Annotated in this window: 14 protein-coding genes; 4 read left to right on the forward strand and 10 right to left on the reverse strand. The window is 64.1% G+C overall.

Going from position 1 to position 15,452, the window contains the following annotated elements; genetic code table 11:
* Positions 1-241 precede the first annotated feature (241 nt).
* Positions 242-616, forward strand: a complete 375-nt coding sequence (locus FJ867_RS29010; protein WP_281405485.1) for an SH3 domain-containing protein — start codon at positions 242-244, stop codon at positions 614-616.
* Between the two features lie 263 nt (positions 617-879).
* Here FJ867_RS29010 and fdhF read toward each other — a convergent pair whose 3' ends face one another.
* From fdhF to glp, 4 genes are all read right to left on the reverse strand, one after another.
* Positions 880-3,672 (reverse strand): formate dehydrogenase subunit alpha, encoded by a 2,793-nt coding sequence (fdhF, locus tag FJ867_RS17195; protein WP_140817997.1) that lies wholly within the window; start codon positions 3,670-3,672, stop codon positions 880-882.
* Positions 3,672-5,345 carry an NAD(P)H-dependent oxidoreductase subunit E gene (locus tag FJ867_RS17200; RefSeq protein WP_140817998.1) on the reverse strand — a complete coding sequence of 558 codons (1,674 nt, stop codon included), beginning with the start codon at positions 5,343-5,345 and terminating at the stop codon, positions 3,672-3,674. Before FJ867_RS17200 ends, fdhF begins: the two co-directional genes overlap by 1 nt.
* Positions 5,346-5,494: 149 nt before the next feature.
* The gene (locus FJ867_RS17205; RefSeq protein ID WP_224671395.1) at positions 5,495-5,746 is read right to left on the reverse strand and encodes a sulfurtransferase TusA family protein; all 252 of its coding nucleotides are present in this window, start codon (positions 5,744-5,746) and stop codon (positions 5,495-5,497) included.
* A 76-nt stretch (positions 5,747-5,822) separates the two neighbouring features.
* Positions 5,823-7,079, reverse strand: coding sequence for a gephyrin-like molybdotransferase Glp (glp, locus tag FJ867_RS17210; protein ID WP_140565614.1), 1,257 nt, complete (start codon positions 7,077-7,079; stop codon positions 5,823-5,825).
* A gap of 150 nt (positions 7,080-7,229) precedes the next feature.
* On the opposite strand from glp, the gene FJ867_RS17215 reads away from it, so the two are divergent.
* Together FJ867_RS17215 and mobA are read left to right on the forward strand one after the other, a co-directional pair.
* Entirely contained in the window at positions 7,230-8,114 is an 885-nt protein-coding gene (locus FJ867_RS17215; protein ID WP_140686188.1) for a formate dehydrogenase accessory sulfurtransferase FdhD, read from the forward strand.
* Positions 8,104-8,745: a molybdenum cofactor guanylyltransferase MobA gene (gene mobA / locus FJ867_RS17220; RefSeq protein ID WP_181168375.1), complete on the forward strand. Its 642-nt coding sequence runs from the start codon at positions 8,104-8,106 to the stop codon at positions 8,743-8,745. Before FJ867_RS17215 ends, mobA begins: the two co-directional genes overlap by 11 nt.
* Here mobA and FJ867_RS17225 read toward each other — a convergent pair.
* The 5 genes from FJ867_RS17225 to FJ867_RS17245 form a co-directional block, all read right to left on the reverse strand.
* Positions 8,729-10,678 (reverse strand): molybdopterin biosynthesis protein, encoded by a 1,950-nt coding sequence (locus tag FJ867_RS17225; RefSeq protein WP_140686159.1) that lies wholly within the window; start codon positions 10,676-10,678, stop codon positions 8,729-8,731. The genes mobA and FJ867_RS17225 overlap by 17 nt on opposite strands.
* A 14-nt stretch (positions 10,679-10,692) precedes the next feature.
* Positions 10,693-11,820, reverse strand: a complete 1,128-nt coding sequence (locus tag FJ867_RS17230; protein WP_140817999.1) for a molybdopterin-binding protein — start codon at positions 11,818-11,820, stop codon at positions 10,693-10,695.
* 42 nt (positions 11,821-11,862) lie between these two features.
* Positions 11,863-12,648, reverse strand: coding sequence for an extracellular solute-binding protein (locus FJ867_RS17235; protein ID WP_224519050.1), 786 nt, complete (start codon positions 12,646-12,648; stop codon positions 11,863-11,865).
* Between the two features lie 62 nt (positions 12,649-12,710).
* Positions 12,711-13,433, reverse strand: a complete 723-nt coding sequence (locus tag FJ867_RS17240; RefSeq protein ID WP_140517407.1) for an ATP-binding cassette domain-containing protein — start codon at positions 13,431-13,433, stop codon at positions 12,711-12,713.
* A gap of 2 nt (positions 13,434-13,435) precedes the next feature.
* Positions 13,436-14,128, reverse strand: a complete 693-nt coding sequence (locus tag FJ867_RS17245; protein ID WP_140686161.1) for an ABC transporter permease — start codon at positions 14,126-14,128, stop codon at positions 13,436-13,438.
* 95 nt (positions 14,129-14,223) lie between these two features.
* Between FJ867_RS17245 and FJ867_RS17250 the strand changes: the two genes are divergently transcribed.
* Entirely contained in the window at positions 14,224-15,099 is an 876-nt protein-coding gene (locus FJ867_RS17250) for a helix-turn-helix transcriptional regulator (RefSeq protein WP_140686162.1), read from the forward strand.
* Between the two features lie 27 nt (positions 15,100-15,126).
* On the opposite strand, the gene FJ867_RS17255 is transcribed toward FJ867_RS17250, so the two are convergent.
* Entirely contained in the window at positions 15,127-15,333 is a 207-nt protein-coding gene (locus tag FJ867_RS17255) for a DUF6494 family protein (protein WP_140499366.1), read from the reverse strand.
* Positions 15,334-15,452: the final 119 nt, after the last annotated feature.

Genomic DNA, 15,452 nt, shown 5'->3' on the forward strand with positions numbered 1-15,452 from the left:
CTCGAGCCCTCTTCGATCCTTCGCATGGGGCTTCGCTGTGAGACGCCGCGGTTGTGCGCCTCGGAGCAACGTCGTCTCGTCGACTTATCAAGACGCCGGTTGCGGCTTTTTCGTCACGGGTAGCGTCCTTCGTTGTTGCCTCATCGCTGCACTATGTGTTGCAACTGTCACAAAGGCCGGCCCTCAAGCTGCTGTCAATGGGATTGCCTTGCCCCGCTTCGCGTCGTTGAAGAGTTCTCCTGTGAATATGCGGGTCGGACCGGGCACCCAATATGACGTCGAATGGGTTTATGTCCGGCCCAGGATTCCGCTTGAAATCTACCAGGAATATGGAAACTGGCGGCGCGTGCGAGATTGGCAGGGAACATCCGGCTGGGTCTTCGGTCCGCTTCTTTCGGGGCGAAGGACCGCTGTAACCGCCCCATGGAGCAAGGACAAGATCGCGCTGCGCCGAAAGCCTTCGGTTTCCAGCCTCGTCACCGCCTGGCTGGCGCCGGAAGTAATTGTCGAACTGGTGCGCTGCGACGGGCAATGGTGCAGGGTCGCGGTCAAGTCGCTGGCAGGTTTCGTCAGGCAAACCCGCCTTTGGGGCGTCTATCCTAACGAAACACTCTAACAGCAGCACTCGTCAGAAGGCTGCTGCTGGTCGGCCGGTGATGGCATTTCGCGTCGCCTTCAGCCAAATCAAACCTCGCGAGAAGAACGCCGAGTTGAGGGCGTTCCGCACAACTATGGCTGACATCTGGCCGGCGATAGCGCCCCTCCCACCTGTCGCAAGCCTTCGCGAGGGCCTGCCCGACTATTCCGGCGGCCGTCGGACAATGGACTTCCTCAAGTCAGCCGTCGCCCAACACCACCTCCGCGGGCAGTTTCCAAACGTCATTCGGCAGCTTCGACCGATCTCGATGCCGGCACGATCCGCGCGGCACAATATTTGAACTCGGGGATCTTGCCGTAAGGATCGAGCATAGGATTGGTAAGCATGTTGGCCGGGCTCTCGTTAAAGCAGAACGGCATGAACACCATGCCATCGGCGACCTCTCGATCGGCCCGCAGAATGGCTTCGACAATGCCGCGCCGCGTCTCCACGTTGATCACGTCTCCCTGCGCAAGGCCGCGGCGCTTGATCTCGTAGGGATTCATTGCAGCAATGCCGTAGGGCTCGATCGCGTTGAGCACCCCGGCGCGGCGTGTCATGGCGCCCGTGTGCCAGTGCTCCAGCAGGCGACCAGTGGTTAGCACCAGAGGATATTCGTCGTCGGGCACCTCGTCGGGAGGCAGGAGGTCGGCGGGCACGATGCGCCCGCGGCCATCCGCGGTCGGAAACCCGGTGGTGAAGACGATCTCGTTGCCAGGAACATCAGGACCATCGGCAGGATAGACGACGGACTCCTCGCGTTCGATGCGCTCCCAGGAAATGTGCTTCAGCGACGGCATTACTTGCGCCATTTCGCCGAAGACGTCCGAAACGTGCCTGTAGTTCCAGTCCAGCCCCATGCGGCTGGCAAGCTCGATGATGAGATCGAGATCCTGCCGCGCCTCGCCCGGCAGGTTGACGGCCGGCCGGCCGATCTGCACCTGCCGATTGGTATTGGTGTAAGTGCCGAGCTTCTCAGCATGCGCGGAGGCAGGGAGCACCACGTCGGCATGCCACGCTGTTTCGGTCAGGAAGATGTCCTGAACAACCAGATGCTCTAGCTTGGCGAGTGCGGCGCGCGCATGGCTCTGGTCGGGATCGGACATGGCCGGGTTCTCGCCCATGATGTACATGCCCCGGATCTCGCCGTCATGGATCGCGTCGACGATCTCGACGACGGTCAAGCCGCGTTTGGGGTCGAGCGTCTGGCCCCAGAAATTCTCGTACTGGCCGCGGATATCGGCATTCTCCACCGATTTGTAGTCGGGGAAATACATCGGGATGAGGCCCGCGTCCGAGGCGCCCTGGACATTGTTCTGGCCGCGCAGCGGATGCAGGCCTGTGCCGGCGCGCCCGACATGCCCCGTGATCAGCGCCAGCGCGATCAGGCAGCGCGAATTGTCCGTGCCGTGGGTGTGCTGCGAAATGCCCATGCCCCAAAAAATCATCGAGCGCTCCGCCTTGGCATAGGTGCGCGCCACCTCGCGCAGTACACCGGCCTCGATGCCGCAGACGGGAGCCATCGCCTCGGGCGAAAAATCCTTCACCTTGGCCTTCAATGCCTCGAAGCCGGAGACATTGGCCTGGATGTACTGCTCGTCATAGAGCCTCTCTTCTATGATGACGTGCAGCAGCGCGTTGAGCATCGCCACGTCGCTGCCCGGCTTGAAGCGCAGCGCATAGCTGGCGTGGCGCATCAGTTCCTGGCCGCGCGGATCCATCACGATCAGCTTGGTGCCGCGCTTTGCCGCTTGCTTGAAATAGGTGGCGGCCACTGGATGGTTTGTCGCCGGCCGCGCCCCGATGATGATCACGCATTCGGCCTTCATGGCGTCCATGAAAGGCGCCGAGACCGCGCCAGAGCCGACGCCCTCCATCAGAGCGGCCACGGAAGAGGCGTGGCAGAGCCGGGTGCAGTGGTCGATATTGTTGGTGCCGAAACCCTGCCGGACGAATTTCTGGAAGAGATAGGCCTCCTCATTCGACCCCTTTGCCGAGCCGAAGCCAGCCAGCGCCTTGCCACCATGCTGGTCGCGGATGCGTTTCAGCCCGCTGGCAGCGCGCTCCAGCGCCTCTTCCCAGCTGGCCTCGCGGAACACTGTCAGCGGGTCGACACTGCGCAGATCAATGTCGCCGGCCTTCGGCGCGTCGTCGCGACGGATCAGCGGCTTCGTCAGCCGTTCGGGCGACATCACATAGTCGAAGCCAAAGCGCCCCTTGACGCAGAGCCGGTTCTCGTTCGCCGGACCGTTACGGCCGTCAACCTGGACGATTTTATTGTCCTTGACAGCGACCTGCGTCTGGCAGCCAACGCCGCAAAACGGGCAAACCGTATCGACGACCTTGTCGAACGCCTGGACGACACGCGTCTTGCCGGTCTCGTCCATCAGCGATTTCTCGTAGAGCGCACCAGTCGGGCAAGCCTGGACGCATTCGCCACAGGTGACGCAGGTCGACAGGCCCATCGGATCGTGCATATCGAAGACAGGAATCGAGTGATTGCCGCGCTCGGCCATGCCGATCACGTCGTTGACCTGCACCTCGCGGCAGGCGCGCACGCAAGCGCCGCAGGTGATGCACGCGTCGAGATTGACGGCAATGGCCGGATTGGTGATGTCGAATTCTGGCGCTAGCCCCTCCTCGGTGAACTTGGAACGGTATCGGCTGCCCGAAATCCCCATCGAACCGGCCCATTGCCAGAATGCCGACTGGTTGTCTGGACCGTCGCTCGCCGGTCGCATGTTGCTTGCGAGAAGCTCGAATACCATCTCGCGCGATTTGCGGGCGCGTTCGGTATCGGTTTTCACGACCATGCCGGCGGAAGGCTGGCGAACGCAGGAGGCAGCCAGCACGCGCTCGCCTTCGATGTCGACCATGCAGGCGCGGCAATTGCCGTCGGGACGATAGCCCGGCATGTCGACATGGCACAGATGCGGAATCTTTGTTCCCTGGCGCTTGGCGACATCCCAGATAGTCTCGCCAGGGGCGGCGCTCACGGTTTGCCCATTGAGGGTGAATACCACGCTCTCGGCCATCAGAGGTCACTCCGGAAATGCGTCAGCAGATGGTTGATCGGATTGGGCGCCGCCTGGCCCAGGCCGCAGATCGACGAATCGCGCATCACGGCTTCGAGGTCGCGAATCTTATCTTCCGGCATCGGGCCCTGCTCCTGCAAGATAGCCACCAACTTTTCGGTTCCCTCGCGACAAGGCGTGCACTTCCCGCAGCTCTCATGTTTGAAGAATTTCATGAGGTTGAGCGTGACCTGCTTTATATTGTCGGCCCGCGAGAACACGACTATAGCATGGGAGCCGACGAAGGCGCCCTGCTTGGCCAGATCGCCGCCGAAATCGAGCGGAATGTCCCCCAGTGCTGCTGGCAGGATGCCGCCTGAGGCGCCACCCGGCAAATAGGCCTTGAACTCATGACCGTCCGCCATACCGCCGCAATAGTCGTCGATCAATTCGCGTACCGTGACGCCGGCCGGCGCCAGCTTGACGCCGGGATTTTTCACCCGGCCGGATACGGACCATGAGCGGATGCCAGGGTGGCCGGGCCTGCCCTGCGCAGCGAACCATTGCGCGCCCTTTTCGACGATGTCGCGGATCCACCAGAGCGTCTCGACATTATGGTTGAGCGTCGGTCGTCCGAACAGGCCGACCTCGGCGATGTAGGGGGGGCGGTGGCGCGGCATGCCGCGCTTGCCCTCGATGCTTTCCAGCATCGCACTCTCCTCGCCGCAGATATACGCACCAGCGCCGCGGCGGAGCTCGATGAAGCCCGGCTTGACGATGCCGGTGGCCTCGAGTGCGGCGATCTCCTGACGAAGAATGGCGAGCACCGCAGGGTATTCGTCACGCATGTAAAGATAGATCCGTTCCGCCTCGACGGCGTGCGCCGCGATCAATGCACCCTCAAAGGCACGGTGCGGATCTCGCTCGAGATAGATGCGGTCCTTGAAGGTGCCGGGCTCCCCCTCGTCGCCATTGATCGACATCAGACGCGGGCCCGGATAGGAACGCACGAACTGCCACTTCTTGCCAGCGGGAAAGCCCGCACCGCCCAGACCCCTCAAGCCTGCATCGCCCAGGGTGGCGATGAGCTCGTCCGTGGTCAGCGCCCCAATCCGTATCCGCTGCAAAAGCTGGTAGCCGCCCGCCTGCCGATACGCCTCCAGCCCGACATAATCGGGCAGGCTCACACCGGTCTCCGCTGCCGCGGCCATGCGCCTCAGGCCCTCGGCGGTTGCCTGGTCGACCTCGCGATCACCGATACGCGCGGCAGGCGCGCCAGCGCAACGGCCCATGCAGGGCGCACGCATGACCCTGATCGCCGCTGGATCGGCGCCCGCTTGCAATTCGGCCAGGAGCGTGTCGGCGCCCGCCAGCATGCAACTCACTGAATCGCACACGCGGATTGTCAACGGCGCCGGCGGGATCTCGCCTTCCTTCACAACGTCGAAATGGTCGTAGAAGGTCGCCACCTCGTAGACCTCGGCCTGCGACAAGCGCATATCTTGCGCCAGCGCCCGCAAATGCCGCGCCGACAGGCAGCCATATCGGTCCTGGATCAGATGAAGGAATTCGATCAGCAAGTCGCGCCGTCGCTGGCGCGCGCCCAGGAGCGCCTGGACCTCGGCGAGCGCGGCGTCATCCAGCGGCCTGCCCTTTGGTCCGCGATCACGCGGCCGTCGTTCCTGGATCGTCATGTGCTCACCTCCCCGAGTGAAACGCCCTTACCTCTTAACGATACCCCGCGGACCAGGATGTCGACTATGAGGCACGACATGTCCCCTGCACGACCAGCGCAAGCATTGCCTCGCAAATCTTGGGGCCGCCGCCGACGGGGTGCAACTCGTCACATCGTCGCGGGCTGCGTCTTTTCGATCATGAACACGACGCGATCGCCGTCGCGCTCCGTCGCTTCAAGTCGCTCGCCCATCTCGTTGAGCAGATTGGGGATATCGATGACCGCCAGCGGGTCCGTGCAGTGAACCTCGAGCCGCTCGCCTGGCCTCAAGGCTTTCAACGCCTTGCGGGTCTTGAGCGCGGGCAAAGGGCACTTAAGCCCGGTCAGATCCAGCTTCGCCGTGGTTATCATGGTCGGCATGATGCCCGACGGGACCTGGCCGCGTCAATCGAGCCTGGGTTGCGGCTCTCGTTTCGAGGACGCGATCCGACGGCGCTCACATAAGACTGGAATAGGGGAGGAACTGGACCGTGTGACCTGGCTCGACACGGACTATCTCCTCTCCCAACTCGACGAGACCGTCGGTCGCGACCAGGGATGACAACAGTCCTGCGCCTTCCCTGGGAAACTTCGTCGCTTCGTAGCATCCATCCGCGGCCGCGCGTACGCTTGCTCGCACATACTCGCGCCGTCCCTGCTTTTTGCTATAGGAAAAGGCGGCCCGCATAGCGATCGGGGTCGGTGGTTGCTGGAGGGCCCCCGCAAGGGCGAGGATTGCCGGGCGGGCAATATGCGCGAAGGTGACGAAGCTCGCCACCGGATTGCCAGGAAGTCCGATCAGCGGGGTTCCATCGATCACCCCCATGGCGACCGGCCGGCCCGGCTTGATCGCGACGCGCCAGAACACCAGGGTTCCGGCACTCTCGACGGCGGCCTTCACGCAATCTGCCTCGCCCGTCGACACACCGCCCGAAGTCAGGATCAGGTCATGGCTCAATGCCGCTTCGCTCAGCTTTTCAGCGATCAGGCTACTATCGTCCACGAGGATACCGAGATCGGTGATGTCGCAGCAGAGTCGAGCGAGCATCGCCGTCAGCATGAAACGGTTGGAGTCGAAAAGCTGCGCCTGTCCGCGCATGTCTCCCGGCGCGACGATTTCGTCTCCGGTCGAGAACACTGCGACGCGTATCCTGCGCCTAACCTGGAGTTCCGTGAACCCCAATGCGGCGGCGAGCGCGATATCTTGCGGCCGCATCCGATGGCCCGCCGGGAGGACGGTCTCGCCCAATGCGACATCTTCACCCGCAGGGCGCACATTGGCACCCTTTTTCAGGCCGGGCGGGAGAAGGATCCTGCCGGAGCCGTCGATGCTCACGTCTTCCTGCATGAACACCGTGTCGGCCCCGTCGGGCATTGGAGCGCCAGTGAAGATGCGTACCGTCTGGCCCGGCCGCACAGGTTCATTCGCCGCCATGCCGGCCTGAACCCTCCCGGCAACGGCGAATGCCGTCTCGACGGTCTGCGGCAGATCTGCCCCTCGCACGGCGTAGCCGTCGACCGCGGAATTGGTGAAGGGCGGCAGCGCCAGCGATGCCACCATCTCTTTTGCCAGGACGCGCCCATCCGCCAGCAAGAGCGGGACCGTCTCGACCTCCTCTACGGCGCTGAGTTTCGAGGCGATCAGCGCGGCAGTCTCGTCGATGGGCCGCATCTGTCCGCCGAAAGCGAAGCAGTCATCCGAGATTTGCGCCATTTATATTCCCACTCTACGAGCGTGTCGGCTTCTTCGTAATCGCATCAATCCGGCTTTTTTTAATCAGCTTCGGTTGAACAGCCTGTAAGATACGGCAAGCTAGCGCAGGCGCGAGCCAGAATACGACGTCAGGAGACTGCCATGCCTTTGATGCTACGCCAACCGGAACACGCTATCATCACACCCGATCCGCAAGACCAACGGCTGACGGAGCTGGTTGCGGGCGTCGACCATACAGGCGCGGCGGTAGAGGTCCGCGTACCGATCGAACGTGCCCTGACGCTCTATCTCAACGCTCAGGAGATCGTCACGATGATGACGGTCAACGACTATCCTGAATATCTTGCGCTCGGCTATCTGCTGAACCAGAACATGCTTCTGCCCACCGATGTGGTGACGGACGTCGAGTATGACGAGGACCTCCAGGTCGTGGTCGTTCGCACCGAGCGCAACACCGACTACGAGCAGAAGCTCAGAAAGCGAACGCAGACTTCGGGTTGCGCCCAAGGCACTGCCTTCGGCGACGTGCTGGAGGCGATCGAAGACATTACGCTCCCGCCCGCTGAGCTTCGCACCTCCTGGCTCTACGAGCTGACGCACAAAATCAACACCATGCCGTCGCTCTATCTGGAGGCAGGCGCGATCCATGGCTGCGTCCTTTGCAGAGAGGGCACGCCAATCTGCTATATGGAAGACGTCGGCCGCCATAACGCTGTCGACAAGATCGCCGGCTGGATGTACCGCCACGCCATCGATCCGGGGGACAAGATCATGTACACGACCGGGCGGCTGACCTCCGAGATGACGATCAAGACGGTTCGGATGGGCATTCCCATCCTGGTTTCGCGTTCCGGCTTCACCGCCTGGGGCGTGGCGCTGGCCCGCCAAGTGGGGCTGACGCTGGTCGGCCGGGCGCGCGGCAAGCGCTTCACCGCACTTTCGGGCCAGGAGCGGATCGTCTTCGACCAGGATATCGCTTCGGTCGATGAGGAAGCGCCGCGCCACCGCCGCAAGGGTGCCGAGCATGACGATTGAGCGGCCCATGACGTTGGGCGTCGTGCTCGCTGGCGGTCTGGGTCGGCGCATGGGCGGCGGGGACAAGCCGACGCGCGTGATCGGCGGACGCACGATGCTCGAGCATGTCATCGAACGGCTGGGACCGCAATGCGACGGGCTCGTTCTTAATGCCAATGGCGACCCCGTTCGTTTCGCCCGTTTTGGCCTGCCCGTCGTCGCCGACACGATCGAGGGTTATCCGGGGCCGCTCGCCGGCATGCTCGCCGCGCTCGATTGGACGGCGGACAACAGGCCCGACGTCGAGTGGGTGGTCAGCGCCGCCGGTGATTGTCCTTTCCTGCCGCGCGATCTCGTTGCACGCCTCCAGCGGGCGCGCATGACCGAGGGGGCGGATTTGGCGGTGGCGGCGTCCGGCGGTCAGGCGCATCCGGTCATCGGGCTCTGGAAAGTCGCCCTGCGGGACGAATTGCGGCATGCGTTGACCAACGAGGGCCTGCGCAAGATCGACCGGTGGACCAGTCGCTACGGCCTTGCCACCGTATCCTGGCCGGCAGAGCCGGTGGACCCGTTCTTCAACGCCAACACAGTCGAGGACCTCGCCGAAGCCGAGCGGCTGGCCGCGTTGCTTGCCGCTAACCCGGCCGGCTGAACCCCGCGCGCTCCAGCGCCGAATGCACCTCGTCGGCCTGGAGGACTTCGAGGAACGCGTGCACCGCGGGCTGATCCTTTCGCGCGCAAACCAGCGCGAAGTCGTAGTGCTCTTCGGTCAACGGGATAAGACCGAGCCCGGCCGCACGCGCGACCGGCGCAATGGTGACGCCCCAGTCGGCGCGCTTCTGCACTACCGCCGCGGCCACGGCATTGTGTGTGCGCGGCTGGTTCCAGTAGCCGTCCGGGCGTTCCGCGCCGAGGAGTTGGTCGATCAGGATACGCGTTCCCGAGCCTTGGTTGCGGTTGACCATCATGCAATCGGGATCGGCGAGCGCGGCACGGACCGCATCCTCCGCGCCGAGGCCCTCGAAGCGCTCGTCCCCTCGGCGGAACACCAAACCTTGCATGCGGCGCCAGCCTGGCACGAGTTCGAGACCGTCACCGAGGAAGGGCGCGTTGTAGTTCCGCGTCTTCGGGTCGAAGAGATGGATGGGAGCGAGATCGCACTCGCCGCGCTTGGCCGCCGCAAGACCGCCCAGGCTTCCCACAGACAGCGAGCGCACCGAAATACCGCGACGCGAAAGTTCGCCAACGACCAGATCGAGGCCGACGCAATGACTGCCGATGACGACGAGGTCGGGAACGCGGACCCGCGGCGTGAACAGCGTCACCGCTACGTCGGCACCGGCAGGCACGTGATCGGCCAGGGCCTCGATGCGGATGAAGCCATCCGCCTGGGTAAAGGATGTTATCGCTCCCGAGCCCTTACCAGTCGGATAGGCCGTCAATCCTCCCTGCCCTTGCACAAGGGAGACCATCGCGAATTCGGTCCGTCCGAGTTCGGAAGGAACCCGCAACGGAAGGCTTGCGGTGACCTGAGCATCGACGCGCGGCGGCAGCCCCGCCATGCGCCGCAGGGCGGGTACCACCATGTCATGGAAGGTGAACATGGCCGAGGTCGGAAATCCCGGCAGGACGATGACCGGCTTGCCCCCGCACACCGCCAGGCAAAGCGGCTTTCCGGGCTTCAGCGCCACGCCGTGGGCGATGATGCCGGGTTTGCCCAGTCGGCCGATAATGCGATGCGTGATATCCCCTGCTCCTTTGGACGTGCCGCCCGACAGGATCATTACGTCGTGGGCGGCGAGCGCCTCGCGCATAGCCGTCTCAAGCGTTGCCTCGTCGTCCGGGAAGGCGCCGATAAAATGCGCTTCGCCGCCATTTTCAGTGACCGCCGCAGCGATGATCGGTCCGTTGGCATCATAGATGCCGGCCGCCCGCAGCGGCTCGCCCGGCTGAACGAGTTCATCGCCAGTGGAGAGCACGGCCACGCTTGGCCTGCGCGCCACGGCCACTTGTGCGATTCCGCACGCGGCGAGCATGCCGATTTCGCGCGAGCCGATTTGCGTTCCGGTGCGCAGCACGACCTCTCCTCGCGCCATGTCGGATCCTGCATTGGAGACAAACTGGCCGGGCGAGATGCCGCGCCCCACCTCGATGGCACTCAACCCCACCGGATGCGTATGCTCCACCATGACGATGGCGTCCGCGCCACGCGGCAGCGGCCCGCCGGTTGCGATGGGCGTGGCGGTTCCGGTCAGAACGGGGAGTTGCGGAACCGTGCCGCAGGCAATCGCTTCCGCATTCAGCTCAAGCCGAACGGGACGGGTTTCAGAGGCGGCAGCCAGATCGGCCGCACGTACCGCGAAGCCATCGACATTGGAGCGGTCGAAGGGCGGCACGTCGCCCGGTGCCGCCACGTCCTCGGCAAGAACCAGCCCGAGCGCGTCGGCCAGCGTCCGCGTCTCGGTCGGCAACGGGCGGGGAAACAGCGCTGCCTCGAAGCGAGCCAGCGCAGCTTCGCGCGACAATATCGTCAGGAACTGCTCCTGCCCGCTGTTCTGCCGGGCCGATGATGGAGAATTCGTCATAGCGGCTCACTCGATCAAAAGTTGCGGAGCGGAAAGGCGGAGACGGGCGTACCGGCGGCATACCCTTCGCTATCGCCCGGGACCGCAAGCCAGGCGTCGGCAAGCCGCATCGCGTCCAGCGAAAAGTCGCCGACCGCGAGCGGCGTCCACATGTCCCTTTCCTTCCCGAGCAGAACGAGCTCGTAAAGTCCGACCGCGGATGAGATTTTCCGCGAGAGCGGCAAGATGATGCCGGGCCGTTCAGATCTGCCCGACAGGCGGTCCAGGACTGGCTGGACAAGCGCAAGGAACCCGGCGAAAGCTTGGTGCGGCGATCCGGCCAATGCGACCACCGGTGTCTTGCCGAGCCGGCCTATTGCCGTTGTCCCACCGGGCCGTAAGGCAATGCCGTGCCTAAATAACACCCCGCGCCGCGCAAGAGCCTCGGCGGTCACGTCGGCGTGGCCGTCGCCAGTACCGCCGATCAGGAGCAGAAAATCGCAGGCCTCGCCATCAAGAGCGACAATGATCGATGCCGCGTCGCGCTCTACGGTCTCTATACCGACGATCGAAACGCCCGAGGCACTCAGACTCTCGACCACGAGCCGCATGGAGAATGTCTCGTGGCTGTCGGCAGCGACATCGATCACGCGCACGCGCGGGCTCCGTATGGCAAGCTGGCTCAGTCCCACTTTGCGGGCGACCAGCAGGTCGGCGACGCCGATCGCCTTTCCCTCAAGCATTGGCGGGCGGGCCGCCGCCATATCCTCGCCCGCCCGGCGCACACCCTGACCGGGCACGGCTTCAGCTGCTGCTTGGATCATCGGTCCACTGCAATCGACGAGGCCGGCCTGCAGCATACAGTCGCGATCTTCAGGCATGGCCTCACCCGTCTCGACCCAGATCGGCGCGACCGGCAAAACTAAGGGCGAATAGGCTGATGCCCCCACGAGGTCGAGGGCGCGACACGCCCAGCCGTCAATGGCAGCGATATCTCGCACAGGCTGAGCCGGCACGACAGGCGGCATCCCGGCAGCGACATAGCCCAAGGCTTGTTCAGGCGGCACCAAGCGGGGGGTGACGGGCATTACACCATCGAGCAGCGCGTCGAGCGCCGCTTCCAGGGGAGTCAGCGGGCCCGTCGAAGAAAACGTTCTCGTCATGGCGCGATATTGAAGCAGACGCGAGCCTGTTTGCAACCAGCTTCAGGAACGCCCGCGCTGCGCGTTCGGGAAGAAGAGCTGCTGGCCGTCGATCTTGTACTCTCCGATCGCCTTCTGGCCTTCCGGAGAAATCAGCCAATCGATGAAGCGCTGGCCGGCCTCCACTTTGACGCTTGGATGCTTGTGAGGATTCACCAGCATCACGCCATACTGATTGAACAGCCGCTTGTCACCCTCGACGGCGATGTCCAACTCGCCACGATTCTTGAACGACAGCCAAGTGCCACGATCGGAAAGCGTATAGGCGTTCATGGCTGCCGCGGCGTTGAGCGCCGCCCCCATGCCCTGCCCGATCTCCTTGTACCACGGGCCCCTGGCCGCCTCGATGTCGATGCCGGCCGTCTTCCACAGACCCAATTCGGCCGAATGGGTGCCGGACCTGTCACCACGCGACACGAAGGCCGCCTTCTTGGCTTTGATGGCGATCAGCGCGGCTGCGATGTCCTTGGTCCCGCTGACGCCCGCCGGGTCGCTCTTGGGGCCAACGAGGACGAAGTCGTTGTACATCACGTCGAAGCGCTTCACCCCGAAGCCTTCCTCGATGAACTTCTCCTCCTGCGCCTTGGCATGGACGAAGACCACGTCGGCATCGCCACGCCGACCGGTGTCGAGCGCCTGACCGGTGCCCTGAGCGACAATCTTCACGCCGATGCCGGTTTTCTTCTCGAACAGCGGCAGGATGTGATCGAACAGGCCGGAATCCTGCGTCGAGGTCGTCGACGCCACGACTATCGACTGGTCCTGGGCAGGCGCGCCGCCTGCTAGCATCAGAAGCACCACAAGCGCAGAGAATATTCGGCGGGTCAGCATCTCAATCTCGGTCCAGTTGATCAAAGCACGAGCTCGCCGCGCACGAAGGCAGCGGCTTGCGGGGTCGCGGGGCGGTCAAGGAAGTCGTCGGCGTCGGCATGCTCGCAAACGCGCCCCCGGAGCAGAAAGACGACGTCTGCCGCGATCCTGCGCACTTGGCCGAGATGGTGCGACGCCATGATGATTTTCGTGCCCGATTGGGCAGCCGTGATGATGATCTGCTCGACAAAACGCGTCGCCGCCGGATCGAGGCTGGCTGTCGGCTCGTCGAGCAGCAGGATTTCGGGCTGGCGCGCCAGGGCCCGGGCGAGGGCCAGCCGCTGCTGCTCGCCACCGGAGAGATGCCGTGCCGGACGTGCCGCGAGATCGAGAAGACCGACGCGCTCGAGCAGTTCCTCCACGCGCGGGGCCCGGAGCCGACGCGGACAGCCGGCTTGAGCCAGTGCATAGGCGACATTCGCGGCCGTCGAGCGGCGCAGCATCACCGGCTTCTGGAACAGGATTGCACGCCGTGTCGGCGGGGAAAACGTTCGCCCCCCCCAAGTCAGGGTTCCAGCAGAAGGTGCAACAAGCCCCATGCAGAGCCGCAGCAGGGAGGTTTTGCCCGACCCGTTCGGGCCGACGACCAGAGTCGGCGCGCGCGGCCCGATCGTCAGGTTCACCCGGTCCAGGATGGTCGTCGCACCGGCGACCAGCGACACGTCATCGAAGACAAGTGGAAGATCGCTCTGAGCAGCCCGCATCCCTAGCCAGCCCGTTGCTCGGACCAAACTCGCACGCCCCAGGCGGCGGCGTTGATCAGCAAGATGAGGAAAATCAGCATCAGGCCGAGCCCCATGGCGAGCGGCAGATTTCCCTTCGAGGTTTCAAGTGCGATTGCCGTCGTCATGGTGCGGGTGAAGCCATCAATGTTGCCGCCGACGATCATCACGGTGCCGACCTCGGCCGCCGCCCTGCCGAAACCCGCGAGCAGAGCCGTGACGAGGCTGAAGCGGCCGTCCCACAAAAGCGTGGCGACCAAGCCCGCCGGCCCGACCTGCATCGCAGTCAGTTCCTCACGGTACTCGCGCCACAGATCCTCGACCGTCTGGCGAGTCAGCGCGGCAATGATGGGCAGCACCAATAGCGCCTGCGCGATGACCATGGCGGCGGGTGTGAACAAGAGGCCGAATTCACCCAGCGGCCCGGATCGCGATAGCAGCAGATAGACCGTCAGCCCGACCACCACCGGCGGCAGGCCCATGAAACCGTTCAGCAGCACGACGATCGCCGAACGACCGGGAAAGCGCGCCAGCGCGATAATTGCACCCAGCGGAAGGCCTGCGACCATGGCGATCGCGACAGCCGAAAGGCTCACGGCGAGCGACAGGCGCACGATGGCAAACAGCGTGGCGTCGCCGCCCGCGATCAGTTGCCATGTGCCGAGCCCTTCCGACATTGCTCCTCGCAGTCCTGTCCGGCGTCAATGTCCTGCAACTCCTCCGTCACTGTCAAATCCTTGAACCTGAACAGGAATATGCATATCAATGCAGGATGGATTTGCTGACGACGTCCGAAGCCGCCGACTATCTGCGCATTGGCGAGCGCAAGCTTTATGAGCTGATCGCGGAGGAGCGTATCCCGTGCAGCAAGGTGGCGGGCAAGTGGCTGTTTCCGCGGCATGAACTCGACCGTTGGGTCATGTCGGGGTTGGTCCGGCCTGCAGGAATGACCCAATCCGAGCCGCCGCCGATCGTCGGTGGCAGCCAGGACGACCTGCTCGAATGGGCTTTGCGCCAGTCAGGTTCCGGCCTGGCCTTTCTGACGGAAGGCACGGAAGCCGGCGTGACACGCCTGCTGCGCGGCGAGGTGTCTGTCGCCGCGATTCATTTCCACAGCCCCGACCCGGACCCGAATGTCGCCGCGATTGCGACCAGACCGCGGCTTTACGATGCGGTGCTGGTCGGATTCGCCCGCCGCGAGCAAGGCCTGCTGCTCGCGCCAGGCAATCCAAAATCGCTCAACAACCTGACCGACGTACTTGCGACCGGCGCACGCATCGCGGTTCGTCAACGCGGCGCAGGCGCGGACATGCTGCTCACGCAATTGCTGGCGGACTCCGGCGCGAAACAAGACGACGTCAACCGGTTGGAGCCGCCCTGCCTGACCGGACCTGATCTCGCGGCTGCCGTGCGCATTGGCAGGGCCGATTGCGGAATTGCTACGCGCGCGGCCGCACGCGCCGCTGGCCTCGATTTCGTTCCATTGGCCTGGGAAAGTTTCGATCTCCTGATGCGGCAGCGGACCTACTTCCAGCAACCGATCCAGGCGCTCTTGCGTTTCCTGCGGCAGGAAATCTTCGCCAGCCGCGCCGCCGAGCTTGGCGGATACGATCCATCGCCGGCCGGGCAGATACGGTTCTTCAAATAGCCGCCGACCCCGATCAAGCCGCAGCTCTCATCCAAGATCGATCTCGCCCTCGACGACATGGCGCAAGCCTGCCGGCTCCGAGGTGATGACGGCCCTCACGGTCAGTCGGCCCTGTCCTTTCAGGCCCTTCTCCGCCACGGCTTTCTCGATTGCCTGCTGCGAAGTCACGCCGACCTGCTTCAGGAACTTGCGCATCGAGACGTTGAAGGGATCGGTTTCCATATTCTGGGTCATATGATTGCCTCGAACGGTGTGGACGATATGGCCGGTCCGGCAAGCTTGGTGCCCGCAACGGCGGCGCTGCGCTAACGGAGCACGGAATGGCCCGGGGTGCAACGAGGACGACGCCCGCA

This window comes from Mesorhizobium sp. B2-5-3, assembly GCF_006441005.1.
Taxonomy (GTDB): domain Bacteria; phylum Pseudomonadota; class Alphaproteobacteria; order Rhizobiales; family Rhizobiaceae; genus Mesorhizobium.